This window comes from Nanchangia anserum (assembly GCF_015240065.1).
GTDB classification, from domain to species: Bacteria; Actinomycetota; Actinomycetes; order Actinomycetales; family Actinomycetaceae; genus Nanchangia; species Nanchangia anserum.
On record NZ_CP060506.1, the window covers coordinates 1,091,441 to 1,111,705 of the forward strand.

A 20,265-nucleotide genomic window follows, 5' to 3' on the forward strand; every position below is an offset into this window, starting at 1 on the left:
GTACCCACTAGCGAGGAGAGTCTCATGCCCCGTCCCCTGCGTTCACGGACCTCGACGGCCGGCCGTCACATGGCGGGGGCCCGCGCCCTGTGGCGCGCGACGGGCATGGGCGACGATGATTTCGGCAAGCCCATCATCGCCATCGCCAACTCCTTCACTCAGTTCGTGCCCGGTCACGTCCACCTCGACACCGTCTCGCCTATCGTCGCTGACGCCATCGCCGAGGCCGGCGGGGTGTCCAAGGAATTCAACACGATTGCCGTCGACGACGGGATCGCGATGGGGCACGCGGGGATGCTGTACTCGCTGCCCTCGCGCGAGGTGATCGCCGACTCGGTCGAATACATGGTGAACGCCCACTGCGCCGACGCCCTCGTGTGCATCTCGAACTGCGACAAGATCACCCCGGGCATGCTCATTGCCGCCATGCGGCTCAACATTCCCACGGTGTTCGTCTCGGGCGGGCCGATGGAGGCAGGCCGTGGTATCGACCCGAGCGCGATCGTCGGCGACGCCGAAACCGGGCACGGCAACCTCATCACCGTCATGAACGCCACCGCCAACGACGAAATCTCCGACGCCGAACTCGACGAGATCGAGCGCCTGTCGTGCCCGACGTGCGGATCGTGTTCGGGGATGTTCACGGCGAATTCCATGAACTGTCTGACCGAGGCCCTCGGGCTGTCGCTGCCCGGCAATGGGTCGACCCTGGCGACTCACGTGGCCCGGCGCGATCTGTTCGCCGAGGCCGGCCGCCTGGCTGTCTCGCTCGCCACGCGCTATTACGACGGCGACGACGACACAGTGCTGCCGCGCAGCATCGCCTCGCGCGATGCCTTCGTCAACGCGATGACCCTCGACATGGCGATGGGCGGCTCCTCCAACACTGTCTTGCACCTGCTCGCGGTTGCCCACGAGGCCGGGGTGGACTTCGGCATCGACGACATTGCCGAGCTCGGGCACACGGTGCCGTGCCTGTCCAAGGTTGCCCCGAATCACAACGACTACCACATGGAGGATGTCCACCGCGCCGGCGGCATCCCCGCGCTGCTGGGTGAACTCGACCGGGCCGGATTGCTCACGCGCGAGGTGTGGTCGATCCACTCCCCCGACCTCGATACCTGGCTGCGCACGTGGGATATTCGCGGCGAGGAACCGAGCGAGCGCGCCCGGGCCCTCTTCTCCGCTGCCCCCGGGGGCCGCCGGACGACGCAGGCGATGAGCCAGGACGCGCGCTGGGCCGAACTCGACACCGATGCCGAAAACGGCTGCATCCGCGACGTCGCCCACGCCTACACGGCCAACGGCGGCCTCACCGTGCTCACGGGAAATCTCGCCCCCGACGGTGCCATCATCAAGGCCGCGGGGATCTCGCCCGATCTCTTCCACTTCGTCGGCGAGGCCATCGTCATGGAGTCACAGGACGAGGCCATCGAGAAGATCCTCGATAAGACGGTCCAGCCCGGCCACGTCGTCGTCATTCGCTACGAGGGTCCCGCGGGCGGGCCGGGAATGCAGGAGATGCTCTACCCGACGTCCTTCCTCAAGGGCCGCGGTCTGGGTAAGGCGTGCGCGCTCATCACCGACGGACGTTTCTCGGGTGGCACATCGGGGATCTCGGTCGGCCATATCTCGCCCGAGGCCGCGAACGGCGGCCTGATCGCGCTCATCGAGGACGGTGACCGCATCATCATCGACGTCGAGAAGGCCGAGCTGACGCTGGACGTCGCCGAGGAGGAGCTGGCTCGTCGCCGCGCCGCCCAGGAACAGCGCGAGCACCCGTACACGCCGGCGACGCGGCAGCGCGAGGTCTCTGATGCCCTCAAGCTCTACGCCGCCTGCGCAATGAGCGCCGACAAGGGTGGGGCTCGCGATGTCTCCCGCGTCCTGCGCTAGAGGCTAATTCGCGAAATAGCCCCGCACCTCCTCGAGCGTCCCATAGGACGCCTGCGCGCCCGCTCGCGTGGCGGCATAGGCCGAGGTCACCGTGCCCAGACGCGCAGCTTCCTCGAGGGAGGCTCCCGCCGCCAGTCCGGCGAGGATCGTCCCCATGAAGGCGTCGCCGCACCCGGTCGTGTCGCGCGCGCTCACGGCGACCGGGTCGATGCGCACGACCTCGCCGGAGTCGATGACGACAGAGCCGCGCGCGCCCAGCGTGATGACCGAGCGATCGTAGCCGAACGCGCTCATCTCCCGAGCGACATCGCCGAAATCCGTCTCGGCCGTGATGGTGAGGCCGAGCAATTGGCCGGCCTCGTGTTCGTTGACGAGCAACAAGTCGGAGACGTCGATCAACTCGCGCGGCAGTTGGGCGAGGAACGGCGAATCGTTGAGGACCACCAGCCCGCCGGCCTCGTGGACGATCCTCGCGCACGCGGTGACGACGTCGAGGGGAGACTCCAGGCACAGCCCCAACACGCTGAGCGCTCGCAGCTGATCGGCGATCGAGTCGACCCAGTCGAGATCGAGCGCGGCGTTTGCCCCTGCCGAATAGACGATTGTGTTCTCCCCCGCCTCATCCACGGTGATGATCGTCGTCCCCGAGGGCCCGGGAACCTCGTGGATCGCCGAGGTATCGACACCGGCCTCGGCGAGGCAGCGGCGCAAAAATACCGCGTTGTCGTCCCTCCCGAGCGCGCCAAACAGCCGCACCTCGGCACCGACCTTGGCGGCCTGCGCGGCCTGGTTTCCCGATTTGCCACCCGGCAGGATCCGCAGGGGGCCGCCGGGAACTGTCTCGCCGGGACCGGGCAGGCGCGCCGTGTCCACCGTGTAGTCGGCGTTCATCGAACCGACGACACCGACGAGGCCGCCGCGCGGATCAAAACGATCGAGGATGTGTAGCGCCGCGCTCATGCCGTCTCTTCTCCCAGGGCACGCACGGCATCGATGACGAGGTCCCAGAAGCGGTCAGCGTCGAGGTGCGTCGCCACCTGGGTATGGCACTCGGGCGGCGCCGGCGCGCGCAGGTCCGTCACCGTCATCCCGCAGGTGAGTTCCCCGCGGGTCTCGACGCTCACCGGAGCCTTGCGCGTGGCGACGATACTCGGATCGATGAGGTAGGCAATCGTGCACGGGTCGTGGACGGGCGGATCGGTGAAGCCCTGATTCTCGCGGTAGGCCTCGCGGAAGAATGCCATGAGACCGAGGAAGATGCGTGACAGCTCGGTGTCAAGGGCCGCCATCTTCTCCTCGACGCTGCTCGTTGCCAGCGCCTGGTGGGTGAGGTCAAGTCCGACCATCGTCAGCGGCCATTTCTCGGCAAACACGATCGCCGCGGCCTCGGGATCGACGGCGATATTGAATTCCGCTACCGCCGACCAGTTGCCCTCGTGGTAGCCCCCGCCCATGATGACGACTTCACGGACCCGCTCGACGATACTGGGCTCGAGGCGCACCGCCAGAGCGAGGTTCGTCAGCGGGCCGGTGGCGACGAGCATGAGTTCGCCCGGCTCGGCCTCGCGCACCATGCGGCAGATGGCCTCGACGGCGTGACCGGGAGCCAGCTCCACGCTCGGTTGCGGTAACTCGACGCCGTCCAGCCCCGTCTCGCCGTGGATCTCGTCGGCGACCTCGACCTCACGCAGCAGCGGGCGCGAGGCACCGCGATAGACGGGGACGTCTTCGCGCCCGCACGCGGCGAGCATTGCCTGGGCGTTGTAGGTGACCTTGTCGATGACCTGATTGCCGCCGACAGTCGTGATCGCCCGCAGGTCGATCGCGTCGTTGCCGAGCGCGAGCATGATGGCGACGGCGTCGTCGTGACCCGGATCGCAGTCGAGGATGATCGATCGCGCGCTCATGCCGTCTTCTCCCCCGCCGCGACGGCGCTGATGCGCGTCATGAACATGTCGAGGAAGCGCTCGACGTCGACGCCGACGGCAACCTCGCACGTCGGGTGTGGCGCGCCAATCTTCTCGGGATTGCCGATCGTGCGCCCGCGCGTGGGTCCGGTGACGTCGACGCTCATGTGCAACGGCAGTGTCGTCACCAGGCTGGGATCGAGCGCCACAGCCACGGCCAGCGGATCGTGCAGCCCGCACCCGCCCAGGTGCGGCGAGGTCGTCTCATAGGCGCGAATGTAGTAGTCGGTCATGTCGGCAAGGAACCGCCCGGCCGCGGTGTCGAGGTCTCGCCACACCCGCGTGTGCTCGTAGGTCAACAGCGTTTGCAGCGTCACGTCGAGGCCGATCATCGTCAGCGGGATGCCCGAGCGGAATACCTCGTTCGCGGCGTCGGGATCCTGCCCGATGTTCGCTTCGGTCCACGCGTTGACGTTGCCGGGAACCGTCAGCGCCCCGCCCATGAGGACGACGCGACCGATCGAGCCGGCAATCTCGGGCTTGCGACGCAGCGCCTCGGCCAGGGTTGTCAGCGGTCCCGTCGGGACGTAAACGAGGTCGTGCCCAAAGCGTTCGACAGCCGCGATGAGGTAATCGACGCCGTCACCGGCGCACGCCCCACGCGTGGCGTCCGGGATCTCCACGTCACCGATGCCGTTGCGCCCGTGAATGAACTGCGAGATCTCAAGCACGTCGAAGCCATCGCGTTCAAGCGCGTGCGGGACACCCGCGACGACATCGATATCGTCGCGTCCCAACAGCTCGGTGACGGCGAGCGAGTTGCGCACCCCCTGGTCGACATCGACGTTGCCGTATGTACCGGTGATAGCCACGAAATTGGCTTCGGGGCTGCCGATCGCGTAGGCGATTGCCAGTGAGTCATCGATCCCGGTATCGAGGTCGAGAATGAGGGTGCGAGCCATAACGCCACCTTTCTGTCGCGTGTGAGGCTATCCACGTTACCGCCCTTTCGCGGGTGCTCACACGCGATTGGCCCGCCTCAGTCGCAGATCTTGTACATCCACCCGTGAGGATCGTCCTCGCGGCCCAACTGGATTCCCGTCAGTCGGTCGTAGAGGTGTCGCGTCAGCTCACCCGTTGGCACGGAGACGTCGAAGTCCTCGCACGCCAGGCGCCCGATCGGGGTGATGACGGCGGCGGTCCCACACGCGAAGAGCTCGCGCACCTCGCCGGATGCCATTCCCTGGACCAGCTCGGTCAGGGCGATGTCGCATTCGGCCACGTCGATGCCCTCGTCCTTCATGAGCTGGATGAGGGCGTGGCGCGTTCCGCCCTCGAGCACCGTGCCGGTGTCCACCCGGGGCGTGCGCACGGAACCGTCGGCACCGACGACGAACAGGTTCATGCCGCCGAGTTCTTCGAGATAGGTCCCCGTGACGTCGAGGAAGCACACCTGCGAGAAGCCCTGTTCGGCAGCGAGCTGTTGAGGCAGCAGGCTCGCCGCGTAGTTGCCGCCCGTTTTGGCCGCGCCGGTGCCGCCGGGCCCGGCGCGGTGATAGTCGCGCACCAGCCCGATGGAGACGGCGTCGAAGCCCGTCGCGAAATAGGGACCAGATGGGGAGGCGATACAGTAGAAGTCGACCTCGGCTGCCGGGTGAACCCCCAGGTGGGGCTCGGTGCCGATCATGAACGGGCGCAGGTACAGCGACGAGCCCTCGCCGGTGGGGACCCAGCGGGCATCCGCGCGCACGAGGTCGACGAGCGCCGCCTCGAAGTCGCCCGGTTCGAGTTCGGGCAGGCACAGTCGCCTGGCCGAGGCAGCAAAGCGGGCAGCGTTATAGCCGGGGCGGAAGGTCCAGATCGACCCGTCGGCGTGGCGGTAGGCCTTGATACCCTCAAAACATTCTTGACCGTAGTGAAAGATCGTCGCCGCCGGCGACAGCGTCAGGGGCCCATAGGCGCGGGTCTCTCGCTGGCCCCACCCGGTCTGCGCGCTCCAGTGGGCGTGGACCATGTGGTCGGTGAAGTCCATCCCGAACCGCAGCTCGCGCATGATGCGGGCGTATTCGTCGTCATCTGCCGGGTGCGGGTTCGGCGTCAGGGGGAAGCGCCCGGCCAGTTCGTCGGCCGATGCGGGGGTGGTTTCGGCGAGCGTAATGGAGGTGAAGGTCGAGGCCATCGGGGCCATCCTTTCGTCACGTGGTGTCGGTCAGAGGGCCTTGACGATGTCGTCGCCAATGGTCTGGGTGGAGCGCGTCAGCGGACTGCCCGCAGCAGCCGCCTCGGCGCGGCGGGCCATGTCGGCGCTGATCGCCGCGTCGACGCGGCGGGCCTGCTCGGGCAGGTCGAGGAAGTCGAGCAAGAGGGCGACCGAGGCGATCGTTGCCGTCGGATCGGCCGTGGATGTGCCGGCGATGTCGGGGGCGGAGCCGTGCACCGGTTCAAACATCGACGGGGTGGTGCGCGTGGGATTGAGGTTGCCCGAGGCCGCCAGCCCGATGCCACCCGTGATCGCACCGGCCTCGTCGGTGAGGATGTCGCCGAAGAGGTTATCGGTGACGATGACGTCAAAGCGGGAGGGATCGGTGACCATGTAGATGGTCGCCGCGTCGATGTGGCAGTAGTCGTGGCGGACGTTCGGATACTCGCGCGCGACCTCCTCGACGATGCGCGCCCACAGTCCGCCGGCGTGCACGAGGACGTTGTGCTTGTGGACGAGGGTGAGGTGTCCGGAGCGCGAGGAGGCCAGCTCGAAGGCGTAACGCACCGTCCGCTCGACGCCATACGCCGTGTTCACCGACACCTCGGTCGCCACCTCGTGCGGGGTCCCCGTACGCGCGGTGCCGCCCTGGCCGCAGTAGAGGCCCTCGGTTCCCTCGCGCACGACGACGAAGTCGACGTCACCGGGGGCGGCCAGAGGCGTAGGCACTCCGGGGTAGAGCTTCGCCGGGCGCAGGTTGATGTAGTGGTCGAGATCGAAGCGCAGCTTCAACAGCAGGCCGCGCTCGAGAACGCCCGAGGGCACGCGTGGGTCGCCGATGGCACCGAGCAGGATCGCCTCGCAGTCGCGAATGCGCGCCATGTCGTCCTCGGTGAGGATCTCGCCGGTGCGCAGGTAGCGCTCGGCCCCCAGGTCGAGTTCGCGCCGATTCAGCTGCACCCCCTCGTCGCGGAGCGCGCGGGCGAGGACTTTTTCGCCTTCACGAACGACTTCGGGACCGATCCCATCGCCGGCGATGACGGCAAGGTCAAGAGTGCGTGCCATGCCTCCAACCTAATTGCGCGAACAGCGACGCCGAGGCAGCGACCGGCATATGAAATACCTAAGAATGCTGCTGAAGGCGGGCCGCGATGCGCACCTCGGTGCCCCCCTCGGGGCGATTCGCCCACTCAATCGTTCCGTGGAGCTCGGAGCCGACGAGGGTGTGGACGATCTGGGTTCCCAGCCCCGAGCGCGCGGCTCCCTCGGGGATGCCCGCGCCGTCGTCGATGACGCTGATCTCGGCGTGTCCGTTCGAGCGCGCCGACTGCACGGTCACCGTTCCGCTCTCGCGTCCCTCGAACCCGTGTTCGACGGCGTTGGTGACGAGTTCGGCGAGGACGACCGCGAGCGCGGAGGCGGCGTCGGCGTCGACGCGTCCGAAGGTGCCGGATATGGCGGTGCGGATGTGTTGGTCGGGGGTGGCAGCGGATGCCGCCATGCGGATGAGGCGTTCCATCATCGAGTCGAAGTTGACGGTCTCGTCGATGTTTTGCGACAGCTCCTGGTGGACCTGCGAGATGGTGGCGACGCGCCGTTCGGCTTCGCCAAGCGCCTGTTTGACTTCGGGGTTGTCCGACCGTCTGGCCTGCATGCGCAGCAGGGAGGAAACGGTTTGGAGGTTGTTTTTGACGCGGTGGTGGATTTCGCGGATGGTCGCGTCTTTGGAGAGCAGCTCGCGTTCGCGCCGGCGCATTTCGGAGACGTCGCGGCACAGCAGGGCGGCGCCGGCGCGGTGGCCGTCGACGACGAGAGGCAGGGCGCGCAGCGAGACGGTGCCTGAGGGGGATTCGACTTCGGAGACCCAGGCGGCGCGACCCATGACGACGACGGCGAGGGTTTCGTCGACGTGGGAGACCCCGTCGAGGAGCTCCGTGATGGCCTCGGCGAGCACGCGTCCCTCGAGCGACTTGCTGACGCCAAGGCGCCTAAAGCACGAGCGCGCGTTGGGGGTGACGTGGTGGACGACCCCGTCGTTGTCGAGGAAGAGTGCACCGTCGGAGACTCGCGGGATTCCGTGGTTGGACGAGGTCGGGGCCGATTCGTAGGGGTAGCGGCCCGCGGCGAGCATGTGGGACAGGGCGCGGGTGACGTCGTCGAACCAGCCGAGCGATTCGGCGTTGCGGCGCAGGGATTGTGAGGAGGTCTCGAGGGAGACGACGGCGACGATGCGGTCATCGACGCGGACGGGGACGTGGATTTCCGAGACGGAGTAGGACCCGGCCCAGCGCATGTCGGGCGCGTAGTGGGGCTGCCCCTCGCTCATGGCCTGCGACAGTTGCGCCGAGCGCATCGGTGAGGAGTACAGGCCCACGACGTCGTCGAGGTGGATCGTCGCGCCGGTGGCGGGGCGACACTGGGCAACCGCGAGGAAGCGACCATCGGGGCTGGGGATCCACAGCACGGCGTCTGCCAGGGCGAAGTCGGCCAGCACCTGCCAATCGGAGATGAGGACGTGGAGCCGATTGATGTCCTCGCGGGTGAGGTCGGCGCCGATCGAGGTGACGAGATCGTTGAGGCTACTCACGGCCTCGATCCTATCGGGATGAGGCGAAGTGGTAGGGTCCCAATCACAGCTGTTCGTTTGCACCCGTGGCAGGATCCTCATGCTTGTTGACCGCGCCATCACGTATGTCTCGCCTCCTCACCTCGTCGCATCGATGCTCGGTGACGAGCGGTTTTACGCCCTGCGCGCCGACGCCTACGGGTTGCTGCACGATGTCGAGGTCACGTGTTCGCGCGGTGACGGCGACGTTCACGTGCTCACTCGCGGACGCGCTCGCGCCGCCGATCTCGATGCCCGCCTGTCGTCACTGGTTCCCTCCTTTCTCACGCTGACGTGCGTGGAGGTCTGGGAGCACGGGCCGCGTGTGGGGGCCAACGGCACGCTTGCCCTCGATATTGCGGGCGTGCCCACCGCGATTACGGCGCGCTCGCGGCTCGTCGAGGTTGAGGGTCGGTGTGTGCGCGAGTTCTCGGGTGATGTGCGCTGCAACCTGCCGCTGGTCGGGCGCAGTCTCGAGAAGGCCGTCGTCGCCCACGTGGGCACGCTGCTCGATGCCGAAGTGGCGGCCGAGCGGGCCTACCTCGGCGACGCCGGTTGCGCCGACGCGCCCGCAGCGGCGCCCGCCCCGTAGGATAGCTGCAGTATCCGCGTCGTCGTCACGAGAGGACTGCCATGCAGCTGCCGTTTGGACACCGTCCGCCCTCCCCGTCTGCGCGCACGAGCGAGGCGCTCAAGCAGATTCCCAAGATCCGCTCCGTCGCTGACGCGCTCGACGTCGCCATGGAGATTCCGGCGACGCGCGTGGACGCCTACGTTCGCAAGCTCATCGCAGAACACCCGGACGCGACGATCGCCGACCTAGAGTCGATCGCGACGCGCAGCTACATTGCTCGCGCGGGCGCGCTGTCGGGGGCCGTCGGTGCTGGTGCCGCCGTTCCGGGGGCCGGCACGGCCGTTGCCACGGGGCTGACGTTTGCCGAGCTCGCCTCGTTCTACGCCAATACGAGCGTCTATGTCCTGGGCATGGCGAAGCTGCATGGCATCCCGACCGACAACATGGCCAAGCGCCGCGCACTCGTCGCCTCGCCCTGCTCGGTGACGAAGGCGCCAAGATCGTCTCGGACCAGTTGGGGCTATCGACGCTGACGTGGGCGCGCTCCCAGCTCAACTCCCTGTCCTCGCCCACCCTCAGCGCGGTCAATCGGCGGCTGACGAAGTTCGCCGCCAAGCGGGCGGCGACGAAGACGACGTCTCGCGCCTTCGGCCGGCTGTTCCCCTTCGGGATCGGTGCGGCTGTCGGCTACTTCTCCGGACGCAAGACGGCCAAGGGCGTCGTCGAGGGGGTGCGGACCGCTCTCGGTCCCGTGCGCAAGGGCACGGCAGCCGATGTCGCCGCCGAGATGGACGAGGCGGTTACGGCGTGAGTCGCCCGGGCGCGTACGAGGACCTGCTGCGCGACATCGCCGAGAACGGCGCCGTCAAGACCGACCGCACCGGCGTTGGCACGCGCTCGCTCTTCGGCCGTCAGTTGCGCTACGACCTATCTGAGTCGTTTCCCCTGATTACGACGAAGCGGGTGTTCTTGCGCGGCATCGTGGCCGAACTGCTGTGGTTCCTCAGCGGCTCGTCTTCGATCACTCCCCTGCTCGAGCAAAACGTCCACATCTGGGACGAGTGGGCCGACGCCGAGGGCGAACTCGGTCCGGTCTACGGCGTTCAGTGGCGCTCGTGGCCGCGCGGCGATGGATCGACGATCGACCAGATCGCCAACCTCATTGAGACGCTGCGCACCAACCCGGATTCGCGCCGCATGATCGTGACTGCCTGGAACGTCGCCCAGCTCGACGAGATGGCGCTGGCTCCGTGTCACCTGCTATTCCAGGTCTACGTCGCCGATAACCGGCTCTCTCTGCAGGTCTACCAGCGCTCGTGCGACATGTTCCTCGGCGTGCCCTTTAACATCGCGTCGTACGCGCTGCTGGCCCACATGCTCGCCCAACAGGCCGATCTCGAGGTCGGTGACCTCGTATGGACCGGCGGGGACTGCCACATCTACCACAATCACGTCGAGCAGGTCCGCACCCAGCTGGCGCGCGAGCCGCGTCCATTCCCGACGCTCGAGCTGAATCGGGCCGCCGACATCTTCAGCTACACGCCCGAGGATATTCGCGTAATCGGCTACGACCCCCATCCCGGCATCAAGGCTCCCGTTGCGGTGTGAGGGCGCGGGACGCCTGGGCATGATCTGGGCGCAGGATCTCAGGGGCACCATCGGCGATGGAGCCTCGATGCTGTGGCGCGTGCCCGCCGACTACCGACACTTTCGCGAGGTGACAACGGGCCACACCGTCATCATGGGGCGCAAGACGTTTGAGTCGCTCGGCTCGCGTGCTCTGCCTGAGCGTCGCTGCATCGTCGTGTCGTCTCACCCCGATCCCGGCTGGCGCGGCGTCGAGCGAGCCCCGCACCTGGACGCGGCACTGGAGATGAGTGCGGCCGATGCCGAACCTCGGTGGATCATCGGCGGCGGCCAGCTCTACGCACAGGCGATCGATCACGCCGATCTCCTCGTTGTCACGACGGTCAAACTCACCGTTGAGGGATCGGTGGTCGCCCCACACATCGGTCCCGAGTGGCACCGCGTCGACGTTGCCCCCGAGCCGTCGTGGCCACCGACGTGTATCAGCGATCCTGAGGGTACCTGGCGGGACGTCTCGGGCGATGCCGCCTGGCGCGTCAGCGTCTACCGCCGCGCCTAGACGGATAACGGATATAAGGAGGCCGCAGGACCGGACGTACCGGGCCTGCGGCCTCTGGCTGGCGACTGTCCCAACCGGGCCCCTCATATCCCCCCAAGGGGTCCCGAAGCGCAACGACCGGTTGATCTTGACGACGCCCTCCCTCAAGAACGCCGACACGATCGGTGCGCTAGGTCGCACAGCCACATGCCACATAACAGTGGCATGCGTGTTAACGGTACACCACGTTGGACCCCGGTCGCGATAGGAAAAGCCCGGGTCAGGGCACATATCGCGGCCCATCTGTGCGCACTCGCGTCATCTGGCCTAAAGGTGATCGGGTGGGATTCCTCACGCCGGGCGAAGTTGCTTAGTGCGCCGCGCCGACCTATCGTAGTAATCACCGACGCGGGGTGGAGCAGTTCGGTAGCTCGCCGGGCTCATAACCCGGAGGTCGTAGGTTCAAATCCTGCCCCCGCTACGAATCACCGGCGGTGACCTGATGGTCACCGCCGGTTTTTTATCGTGTTGTGGTGCCCCGGTCGGGAGGGCGCCACCGCGGCTCCCTCCCGACCTCACCGCATCAATTGGAGCGAGGGGCGGAGGTGTCCACATCCTCGTCGTCTGCCTGTTCGACGGCCTCGACTTCGGCGCGCGTTTGAACGACGATGCCACGGTCGATCGGCTCGCCCTGCTTGACCAGCTCGTCGGCAACCTCCTCGACGGTTTCCCCGTGCAGGATGTGGTCGGGCAGATTCGAGGCCGCCAATTCGGCCTCGAGTCGCTGATGATCGCCGCGGGTAAAGCGGCGGCGCCGGTGCAGCTTCTTGGCCACCATGTCGCGCACGCGCGCCCGGCGCGCGATCTCGCGCGAGATCTTTGGCCGATCGAGGATCCACCGGATGACGAGCAGGGCGATGATGACGATCCCGACCCACCCGATGATGGGATAGAGCTTGCCGACGAGCGCTTTGAATCCCAGGAACGAGCAGGCAAAGCCGACGAGCGTCGAGCCGATGAGAACCGGCTTGTACAGGTTCGGCCGAATGCCGGCGGCGCGCTTGGCGAAGGCGTAGAACATGCCGATCGCCGTGTTGAAGATCATCCCGAAGATGACAACGGCCATCGCCGTGCCGAGCACGGATGAATCTCGTTGACCATCGCGAGCATCGGCATGTCCGAGTCCTTGACTCGCCCGACGCTGACGAAGATCGCCCCGGCGGCAATAACGAGCATGAGGCCGAACGTGACCCCGCCGATGAGGCCGCCGAGCCCGGCCGCGCGCGAATTCAACTGGTCCCCACCCATGACGAGTGCCATCGACAGGGCGAGGATGAGGGCCAGGCCGACGTAGTTGATGAGCGCCAACGGCCAGCTGGGCAGCGGCGAGGCGACGCTGCGCGCGAGCTCATCGAGTTCGCTCAGCGGCGTCGATGCCGTCGCAAACGCGTACACGGACACACCCAGGGTGAAGATGATGATGAAGGGCGTGATCGCCCCGATGATCGTCGTCACTTTATTGACATCGAGCATTCCCGTAACGATGACGAGAACGCTGACGATAGCGGCACCCACCCACACGGGTGCCCCGAATTGCTGTTTGAGGTTCGATCCCGCCCCGGCGATCATGACGAAGCCGAGGCAGAACAGGACGAGAGACACAAAGATGTCAATCGCCCGGGCAATCCACGGTCGCGTGATGGAGTCGAGAACGTCGGTGTGCTCCATCGCGTGGTAGTAGCTACCCAGTTGGAGGATCGCCGCCCCGGCAACACCGAGGAGGATCGCCGCGATGCCCGCGCCGATCAGGCCGGCGGTGCCGTACGAGACGAAGTACTGCAGCACCTCCTGTCCCGATGCGAAGCCGGCCCCCACGACGAGTCCGACAAAAGCGAGTGTGGTCTGCAGAACTTTTTTGACCATTTTTCCTTCCGGCATGGGGACTTTCCCCAGCTCGTGCTCCCCCACCCTATCGAATCGCCTCTACCCGCCCGGATATGCGCAGGCCTCGGCCCGAGGCTTTCTGCTCGGGCCGAGGCCTGCCGCGACGCCTAGTCGTTTAGTCGTTACCGCGTTGGTAACGCGTGCTCACCTGCCGACGCAGCGGGCCGACGACGATGAGGGCACAAACGGTCAAGCCGATGCCCAAGACGATCACGGTGATGAGCGGAGCCGGCGTCGCGCTCACCTCGCGGCCGGTGAATCGCTCGAGCGCGGCAGCCTGGGGCTGGGCGAGGAGCCACCCGATCGGCGCGGTCGCCAGCGCCACTACGACGGGCAGAAGATTCTCCAGCCACGCAGACACACTCAGGAACCGGCGCGGCGCGCCCATGCGCACGAGTGCCTGGCTCGTTTCTGCCTGTTCGAGGACATCCGACGACGACTGAATGATGACCTGGAGGCCGAGGACGATGCACACGATGACAATGACGATGATGACGCCGAAGCGGATATCGGGATTCAACGCGTTGAGTTCTTTGAGGGCAGCCGGAGGAATCTGTTCGCTCCCCGCTCCCGAGTTAGCCGCGAAATCACCGGCGCTCGTCATGCCGCCGATAAACGCCGCCATCGCCAGCCCGCTGATGCGACGCCACCGCGCGCGGGTCGTAGGCGATCCGACGCATCGCCCGCATCCACGCCGCACCCGGCAGATGCGCCAAGATGCGCACGGCAATCTGCAACAGCCACGGCACCACCAGGTTGATGACGGCGATGACGATGATCATGGCCACGAAGACGGGAACGGCATACAAGAAGATCTCCGTTTGGCTCGTGCCACTGGGCTTAGCGACGACGAGAACCACCGAATATGCCGCAATAGCAAGAACGAACGCGATGAGTCGCCAGGCCTTGAGGGGCTTGGGGAGCGAGCGGCGCGCGACGCCCAGCGGGGTGATGCGAACCCGCTGCAACCCGAACCACGACGAGATCGTCGCGATGGCGAGGACAGCCAGGCCGACCAGCCCGATGTAGACCGCAGGCAGCAGCATCTCCCCCGAAGTCAGTCGCTGGTTTTGGAAGGAGGCGAACTGCCACAGCGGCACGCTCGCTGCGTAGGCGATGACGCCGAGGACGATCCCGATGACGGTGATGATGGCGTTTTCCATAAGCGTCATGCGTTCGACGTCACGAGAGGACAGACCAATGAGGCGCAGAATTGCCAGGCGCCGCTCGGTTGAGTTTGCCCCCAGGCGCGCCGATGTCGAGGCCAGCGAGGCGATAGGAACGACCATGAGCGCGCAGGCAAACAGCGCGAAGAGAACGTAGAGGGCGCCCATGATCTTGGCCATGTCTGGCTCGAGCGAGAAGACAACCGGATAGGTCTCGGCCGGGTGGCGGTAGCGTTCGATGAACATGACGACGCCGGCGACGACGGTGAGTGCCAGCCACGTCGTGATCGTGAATCCGACGATCGTGCAGGCGGCGAGCCAACGTTGAGAACCCGAGCGCATTCGGGCGAGGAAGAGCGTTTTCGTCAACCTGCCAAGCCCGCTCGGCCGTGCGGATATTGCCGTGCTCATGACCTGCTCGCCTCCTTCAGCGTGCGGTCGGCGTGGACGCGACCGTCACGGATCTCGACGAGGCGGTGGCACCAGCCGGCGACGTTCGCATCGTGGGTGACCATAACGAGCGCCGTATCGGACATCTCAACCGTCTGCACGAGCAGCTGCATAACCTCGTGCCCCGTCGCCTGGTCGAGGGCGCCCGTCGGTTCGTCGGCAAAGATGATCGACGGGTTCGTCACGAGCGCCCGCGCGACGGCCACGCGCTGGGCCTGGCCGCCCGACATGTCGCCGGGCAGGCGCTTGCGTTCGTCGTTGAGCCCCAGCCGGGCGAGCGTCGCGTCGGCCTGGGCGAGGGCGCGCGAGCGCGAGGTGCCCGTCAGCATGAGCGGCAGGGCGACGTTTTCGCGCGCGGGCAGCTCGTCGAGCAGCTGACCGTCCTGGAACACGAAGCCGAAGCGCGCCAGTCGCAGATGGGATCGTTTGGCGTCGGACAGGGAAGAAATGACCTGGCCGTCGTAGTGGATGTCGCCGGAATCGGGGGTGAAGACGCCCGAGAGGCAGTGCAGGAGGGTCGATTTGCCCGATCCCGACGGCCCCATGATGGCCAGCGTCTGCCCCGCGGCGATGGTGAGGTCAACATCTCGCAGGGCGACGACGCGACCGTAGGACTTGGTTATGGAATGTGCGCTCATCAGTGGAGTAGTCATGTGTCTTATCCCATCGCCCAGATCCTCGCCGAACCACCCGGGTAGCGCGAGACTTCAGGTAGTGCCAGCACTACTATTGTCCGCCCTGCCTCACCGGGGCCAACCGCTGACTTTACGATGGGGGCATGTGGCCCTTTTCCTCGCGTCGGCGAGCGCGCGATCGTCGCGACGACGTCGCTGCCCTGACCCGGTCGCGGCGCATCATCGTCGAAGCCTACGAGGTCGAGCGACGGCGCATCGAGCGCGATCTCCACGATGGCACGCAGCAAAGCCTCGTCGCCGCCTCCTTTGGGCTGGGCGAGGCGCTCGAGATGGAGGAGGTCCGTTCCCATCCCGTCCTCTTCGAGATCCTCTCCCAGGCTCAGGTCAACCTCGAGCGTTCCCTCAAATCCTTGCGCCACACCGTCCACGGCATCCATCCGCAAGTCCTCACCGATTTGGGGTTGGTGGCCGCCCTCGACGACCTCGTCGGCGGCGATCCCAACGTCAGCGTGCGCTGCCCGCAACCGCTGCCCGACCTGCCCGAAGGCGTCTTGGCAACCGCGTATTTCTTCGTGTCCGAGGCACTGACGAACGCGCGCAAATACGCGCCCGGGGCGCCCGTATCGATCCTTGTCACCGCCGGGGTGAACCTCCGCCTGTCGATCGTCGATTCCGGACCCGGGGGTGCGACGATTCGCCACGGCGGCGGACTCGAGGGGATGACCGAACGCGCGGCTGCCATCGGCGGCACGCTGAGTGTCTCCTCCCCGATCGGCGGGCCAACGCGAGTCGCGTTGTCGATACCGCTGTTGCTCTTTGAGGGCGAGCCCTCCATCGTCATCGATCCGCTCACGTAAGGAACACCATGCGCGTCATTTTGGCCGACGACTCCGCGATCATCCGCGAGGGCGTGGCGGCGCTACTGGGCCGGCGTTCGATCGAGGTCCAGGCCAGCGCCTCGAGCGCACCCGAACTCCTCAATGTCGTCCACGCCCACCGCGATGACCTGCCCGACCTCGTCATCACCGACGTCCGGATGCCGCCGAATATGCGCGACGATGGCCTGCAAGCTGCGGTGAGCATCCGCGAGACCTATCCCGGCCTGGGCGTCGTCGTGCTGTCGCAATACGTCGCCACCCGCTACGCGACGACGCTGTTTGCTACGGCCCCGACGCGGCACACCCGGGCGCGCGATCACAGCGGGGGCATCGGCTACCTGCTCAAGGACCGCATCGGCCACGTCAGCGACTTCATTCGTGCCCTCGAGGTCGTCGAGGCCGGCGGCGTCGTTATCGATCCCGACGTCACCGAGGCGATGATGCGTCAAAACACCTCGGGACTGGCTCACCTGACTCCACGCGAAACCGAGGTGCTCGCCCTCATGGCCAGGGGCGATTCCAACGCCGACATCGCCTCGGCGCTCGTGTTGTCCTCGGCGGCGGTGGCGAAGCACGTGTCATCGATCTTCGCCAAGCTCGGGATGACCCCGCACGAGGACAATCGGCGCGTGCGCGCGATCCTCCTCTACCTCGCCCACTCCGATCCGCTCTAGGTCAGGCCAGCGCCTCCCGGTTGGGCATGCAGTGGGGCCCGCGGCAGCTGTGGCCGCGGGCCCCACCGATTGGGAACGAGCCGGCTACTTGGCGTCGTTACCCATCTCGTTTTGCGCCGCCTGCGCGGCCTCGATGGCCGTCTGGAGCTTCTTCTGCGCCTCCCCATAGGCGGCCCAGTCTCCGGACTTCATCGCCTCGTCGGCCGACTTCATGGCGTCCGCAGCCTGCTGCAACGCGTCCTCAAGTCGAGCCGAGGCCTCCTTGGGTGCACTCGGCGCGGAACCCGCGCTACCGGATGCCGCACCCGATGACGCTGTCGTCGCCGCGGCGTTGCCCTCGAACACCTGGTCGAGCGCCTCCTCCAGGGTCGGCGCGAAACCGATCTTGTCGCCAAACGCCACGAGCACGTTGCGCAGCTGGGGATACGAGGTGTCTCCCGTGGACTGGATGTAGACCGGCTGGACGTAGAGCAGGCCGCCGCCGACGGGCAGCGTCAACAGGTTGCCGCGCGTGACCTCGGACCCCTGCTGATCCTGCAGGTTGAGCTCGAGGTTGACGGTCCGGTTGGAGTTGAAGTTGTTTTGCACCTGCCCGGGTCCGGGCACCGTCGTCGAGGACGGCAAGGCGATCATGCGCAGTTTGCCGTATCCCTCGCGCACCTTGCCTGCCTCGTTGCCCGTCTCGGAGTCAACGGCGAGGAAGCCCGCCATCGGAGCGCGCCGGAACTGGGCGTTGCCGCCGGGGACGTAGACGGACGTCAGCGAGAACTCGGCGGAGTCTTGCGACGGCATCTTCATCGTCAGGTAGTACGGCGGCTGCAGCGACATCCCCGGCTCCGCCGTCGCGCTCGTGCGCGCCCGACCCGTCGGGTCCTCGGACAGACGCCACTGGTCGCCGCCGGTGTAGAACTGCGGGGCGTCCTTGACGTGATAGGTCGTCAGCAGCGAACGCTGGACCTTGAAGAGATCCTCTGGGTAACGCAGGTGACTCATGAGATCGCCCGAGATCTGCGACATCGGCTTGACTTGGCCGGGATAGATCCGCTCCCACGTCTTCAGCACGGGGTCGTCGCTATCCCACTCAAACAGCCGGACCGAACCGTCGTAGGCGTCGACGACGGCCTTGACCGAATTACGCATGTAGTTAATCGTGTTCTCGGTCGTAATCATCTCGCGGCTCTCGGTGCGCGAATCCGCCGTCGCCTCGTCCAAATTGACGTGCTCAGCGTACGGGTAGGAATCCGAGGTCGTATAACCGTCGATGATCCACACGAGTCGCTTGGGCGTCTTCGGGTCGCCATCGAGGTCGACGACGGCCGGATAGGACTTGTTGTCCAGCGTGAGATAGGGCGCCACCTTGGACACGCGCTGCTGGGGGTCGCGGTCGTAGAGGATCTGCGACTTCTCGTTGACCTGATCCGAGAAGAACAGGTCGGTCGACGCAAACTTCACCGCGTAGAGCAGTTTCACGAAGAAGTTGCCAATGCTCGGCCCGCCATCTCCCTGATAGGTCGTGCGGACTTGACCGGCTTCCTTGGTGTCGTCGGGATAGTCGAGCTCTTGCGGCTTCGCTCCCTTCGGGGCACCGACGATGGAGTACTGCGGGGAGTTGGGCGAGAAATACACCCGCTCCTCGTACTCGCCCATTTCGCCGCTAGACGGTATCCCCTGCTCCCAGTAATCTGGCAGCCCGTCGGCGTTGAGGTGGTTGCCGTATGCGGCCACGACGCCAAAACCGTGGGTGTAGACCGTGTGGTCGTTCACCCAGTTGCGCTGGGAATTCGCCAGCGCCGACAGGTTGATATCGCGCACGGAAATAACGGTGTCGCGCTTTTCTTCCACGCCATCAGAATTGGTCAGCGTGTAGCGGTCGACCGAGAACTGATCGGCAAACGTGTAGTACTGGCGTGACTGCTGCATCTGCCGCACCGTCGGGGCGATGATCTCGGGATCGAGTAACCGGATCTGCGACGTCGTCACGGAGTCCTCGCGCAGCTGTCCCGCCGTCGCGTCGGTGCGGGCCGTGTAGTTTTCGTACTCGAGATTTTCCATCCCGTAGGCCGCGTAGGTCGCGTCAATATTGCGCTGAATATAGGGCGATTCCAGGTCGCGCTCATTCGGGACCACCTTGAATCGCTGAATAACCAGCGGGTAGCCGAGGCCGAGCACGAGGCCCGAGACGACGAGGACGGCGACGCCAGCCACCGGCAGGTACCACGAGCCCTTAAACGCCGCGATGAGGAACAGCACCGCGATGAGCAGGGCGATGATCGCGAGGATGAGGCGCGCCGGCATCTGGGCGTGAACCGCCGTGTACATCGCCCCGTCCGCGGGCGAGGAGGCCTGATAGGTCATGACGAAGCGGTCGACGTAGTAGCGCACCCCAATGAGGGCCGACACGATGGCCGCCAAAATGCCGAGGTGGATGCGGGCCTTACGAGCGACGCGCAGCGGGCTGAACCTCACCGAGCCGACGATGTAGCCGATCGCGGCGGACGCAATGAGAGCGATGACGACCATGCCCAACACAAAACTCAACAGGGTATCGATGAGGGGCAGGGTGAAGGTGAAGAACGAAATATCGATCCCGAATTGGGCGTCGCGACGCCCAAAGGGCTGGCCATTGAGCGCAACCAGGATCTGGCGCCACTGCGGCGCCAGCGTCAAGCCCCCCATGACGCCGATGAACAGCGGCAAGATGATGGCGATCGCCTTGCGGTGCTTGGAGAACGCGTTGCGGTAGGGCTGCACTGAACGCGGAACCTCGGCCAAACTCACGCGCGAGCGCCAGGCAAGATGAAGATTGGGAATGAGAATGGCCGCGGCGAGAACGAGGCCCACGGCAAACATGCCGGTGAAGGCAAACAGCTGAGTCCAGAAAACCCGGGCATACCCGATCTGGTTAAACCACAGGATTTCCGTTCCAAAACTTGACCCCGCGAAAATGAGCGCACGAGAATCACGAGGACAATAACGGTGATTCCGAAGGGACCGATATGGGTCGGCTCATTTTCAGCGAGGGAATCGACGGGCCGGATCCTCCCGAGCCGGGGCCGGAGCGCCCGCGACCGGTGCCGCCGCGCCCTCCCCCCGGCGACCCGAGGTCACCGAACAGGTCAAAAAAGTTGGTGCTCACCATGCTCCTTCACGCGTAATCGAGTCGAGCACTGCCAGTGTCTAGTCTCTCACATGCGCATGCAGGCGGGCGCGG

The 20,265-nt window shown here is 66.2% G+C and carries 20 protein-coding genes and 1 tRNA gene; 9 read left to right on the forward strand and 12 right to left on the reverse strand.

Going from position 1 to position 20,265, the window contains the following annotated elements; genetic code table 11:
* The first annotated feature begins 24 nt into the window (after positions 1-24).
* On the forward strand, positions 25-1,896 hold the full coding sequence (gene ilvD, locus H8R18_RS05045) for a dihydroxy-acid dehydratase (protein WP_191071005.1): 1,872 nt from the start codon (positions 25-27) through the stop codon (positions 1,894-1,896).
* A gap of 3 nt (positions 1,897-1,899) precedes the next feature.
* On the opposite strand, the gene H8R18_RS05050 is transcribed toward ilvD, so the two are convergent.
* From H8R18_RS05050 to H8R18_RS05075, 6 genes are all read right to left on the reverse strand, one after another.
* On the reverse strand, positions 1,900-2,856 hold the full coding sequence (locus H8R18_RS05050) for a ribokinase (protein ID WP_191071006.1): 957 nt from the start codon (positions 2,854-2,856) through the stop codon (positions 1,900-1,902).
* Complete coding sequence (uriH, locus tag H8R18_RS05055; protein WP_191071007.1) at positions 2,853-3,803, reverse strand: uridine-preferring nucleoside hydrolase UriH; 951 nt, start codon at positions 3,801-3,803, stop codon at positions 2,853-2,855. Before uriH ends, H8R18_RS05050 begins: the two co-directional genes overlap by 4 nt.
* A complete protein-coding gene (locus H8R18_RS05060; RefSeq protein ID WP_191071008.1) occupies positions 3,800-4,765 on the reverse strand; it encodes a nucleoside hydrolase in 966 nt (321 codons plus the stop codon). Before H8R18_RS05060 ends, uriH begins: the two co-directional genes overlap by 4 nt.
* A 77-nt stretch (positions 4,766-4,842) precedes the next feature.
* Complete coding sequence (locus H8R18_RS05065; RefSeq protein ID WP_476738962.1) at positions 4,843-5,991, reverse strand: branched-chain amino acid aminotransferase; 1,149 nt, start codon at positions 5,989-5,991, stop codon at positions 4,843-4,845.
* A 21-nt stretch (positions 5,992-6,012) separates the two neighbouring features.
* Positions 6,013-7,068, reverse strand: coding sequence for a 3-isopropylmalate dehydrogenase (locus tag H8R18_RS05070; RefSeq protein WP_191071010.1), 1,056 nt, complete (start codon positions 7,066-7,068; stop codon positions 6,013-6,015).
* Between the two features lie 58 nt (positions 7,069-7,126).
* A complete protein-coding gene (locus H8R18_RS05075; RefSeq protein ID WP_227712759.1) occupies positions 7,127-8,590 on the reverse strand; it encodes a sensor histidine kinase in 1,464 nt (487 codons plus the stop codon).
* A gap of 79 nt (positions 8,591-8,669) precedes the next feature.
* Between H8R18_RS05075 and H8R18_RS05080 the strand changes: the two genes are divergently transcribed.
* The 6 genes from H8R18_RS05080 to H8R18_RS05105 all read left to right on the forward strand — a co-directional run bounded on the left by H8R18_RS05080 (position 8,670) and on the right by H8R18_RS05105 (position 11,788).
* Positions 8,670-9,200, forward strand: a complete 531-nt coding sequence (locus tag H8R18_RS05080) for a DUF2505 domain-containing protein (protein WP_191071012.1) — start codon at positions 8,670-8,672, stop codon at positions 9,198-9,200.
* A 41-nt stretch (positions 9,201-9,241) separates the two neighbouring features.
* Positions 9,242-9,715 carry a hypothetical protein gene (locus H8R18_RS05085; RefSeq protein ID WP_194189171.1) on the forward strand — a complete coding sequence of 158 codons (474 nt, stop codon included), beginning with the start codon at positions 9,242-9,244 and terminating at the stop codon, positions 9,713-9,715.
* Positions 9,697-9,993: a hypothetical protein gene (locus H8R18_RS05090; protein WP_194189173.1), complete on the forward strand. Its 297-nt coding sequence runs from the start codon at positions 9,697-9,699 to the stop codon at positions 9,991-9,993. Before H8R18_RS05085 ends, H8R18_RS05090 begins: the two co-directional genes overlap by 19 nt.
* Complete coding sequence (locus H8R18_RS05095; protein ID WP_191071014.1) at positions 9,990-10,790, forward strand: thymidylate synthase; 801 nt, start codon at positions 9,990-9,992, stop codon at positions 10,788-10,790. The genes H8R18_RS05090 and H8R18_RS05095 overlap by 4 nt, the downstream gene beginning before the upstream one ends.
* A 19-nt stretch (positions 10,791-10,809) precedes the next feature.
* Positions 10,810-11,328, forward strand: a complete 519-nt coding sequence (locus tag H8R18_RS05100) for a dihydrofolate reductase (protein ID WP_191071015.1) — start codon at positions 10,810-10,812, stop codon at positions 11,326-11,328.
* Between the two features lie 386 nt (positions 11,329-11,714).
* Positions 11,715-11,788 (forward strand) — tRNA-Met (locus H8R18_RS05105).
* A gap of 102 nt (positions 11,789-11,890) precedes the next feature.
* Here the strand turns inward: H8R18_RS05105 and H8R18_RS05110 are convergent.
* From H8R18_RS05110 to H8R18_RS05130, 5 genes are all read right to left on the reverse strand, one after another.
* The gene (locus H8R18_RS05110; protein ID WP_194189175.1) at positions 11,891-12,448 is read right to left on the reverse strand and encodes a hypothetical protein; all 558 of its coding nucleotides are present in this window, start codon (positions 12,446-12,448) and stop codon (positions 11,891-11,893) included.
* Positions 12,409-13,230, reverse strand: coding sequence for a YkvI family membrane protein (locus H8R18_RS05115; protein ID WP_194189176.1), 822 nt, complete (start codon positions 13,228-13,230; stop codon positions 12,409-12,411). Before H8R18_RS05115 ends, H8R18_RS05110 begins: the two co-directional genes overlap by 40 nt.
* A gap of 136 nt (positions 13,231-13,366) precedes the next feature.
* Entirely contained in the window at positions 13,367-13,876 is a 510-nt protein-coding gene (locus H8R18_RS05120) for an FtsX-like permease family protein (RefSeq protein ID WP_194189178.1), read from the reverse strand.
* Complete coding sequence (locus tag H8R18_RS05125; protein ID WP_194189180.1) at positions 13,839-14,828, reverse strand: FtsX-like permease family protein; 990 nt, start codon at positions 14,826-14,828, stop codon at positions 13,839-13,841. The genes H8R18_RS05120 and H8R18_RS05125 overlap by 38 nt, the downstream gene beginning before the upstream one ends.
* Positions 14,825-15,505, reverse strand: a complete 681-nt coding sequence (locus tag H8R18_RS05130) for an ABC transporter ATP-binding protein (protein WP_223875085.1) — start codon at positions 15,503-15,505, stop codon at positions 14,825-14,827. The genes H8R18_RS05125 and H8R18_RS05130 overlap by 4 nt, the downstream gene beginning before the upstream one ends.
* A 140-nt stretch (positions 15,506-15,645) precedes the next feature.
* Between H8R18_RS05130 and H8R18_RS05135 the strand changes: the two genes are divergently transcribed.
* Both H8R18_RS05135 and H8R18_RS05140 read left to right on the forward strand, forming a co-directional pair.
* A complete protein-coding gene (locus H8R18_RS05135; RefSeq protein ID WP_191071019.1) occupies positions 15,646-16,359 on the forward strand; it encodes a sensor histidine kinase in 714 nt (237 codons plus the stop codon).
* Positions 16,360-16,367: 8 nt separating this feature from the next.
* The gene (locus H8R18_RS05140) at positions 16,368-17,054 is read left to right on the forward strand and encodes a response regulator transcription factor (RefSeq protein ID WP_191071020.1); all 687 of its coding nucleotides are present in this window, start codon (positions 16,368-16,370) and stop codon (positions 17,052-17,054) included.
* 84 nt (positions 17,055-17,138) lie between these two features.
* Here the strand turns inward: H8R18_RS05140 and H8R18_RS05145 are convergent, their stop codons facing one another.
* Positions 17,139-20,000: a UPF0182 family membrane protein gene (locus H8R18_RS05145; protein WP_227712900.1), complete on the reverse strand. Its 2,862-nt coding sequence runs from the start codon at positions 19,998-20,000 to the stop codon at positions 17,139-17,141.
* Positions 20,001-20,265 lie beyond the last annotated feature (265 nt).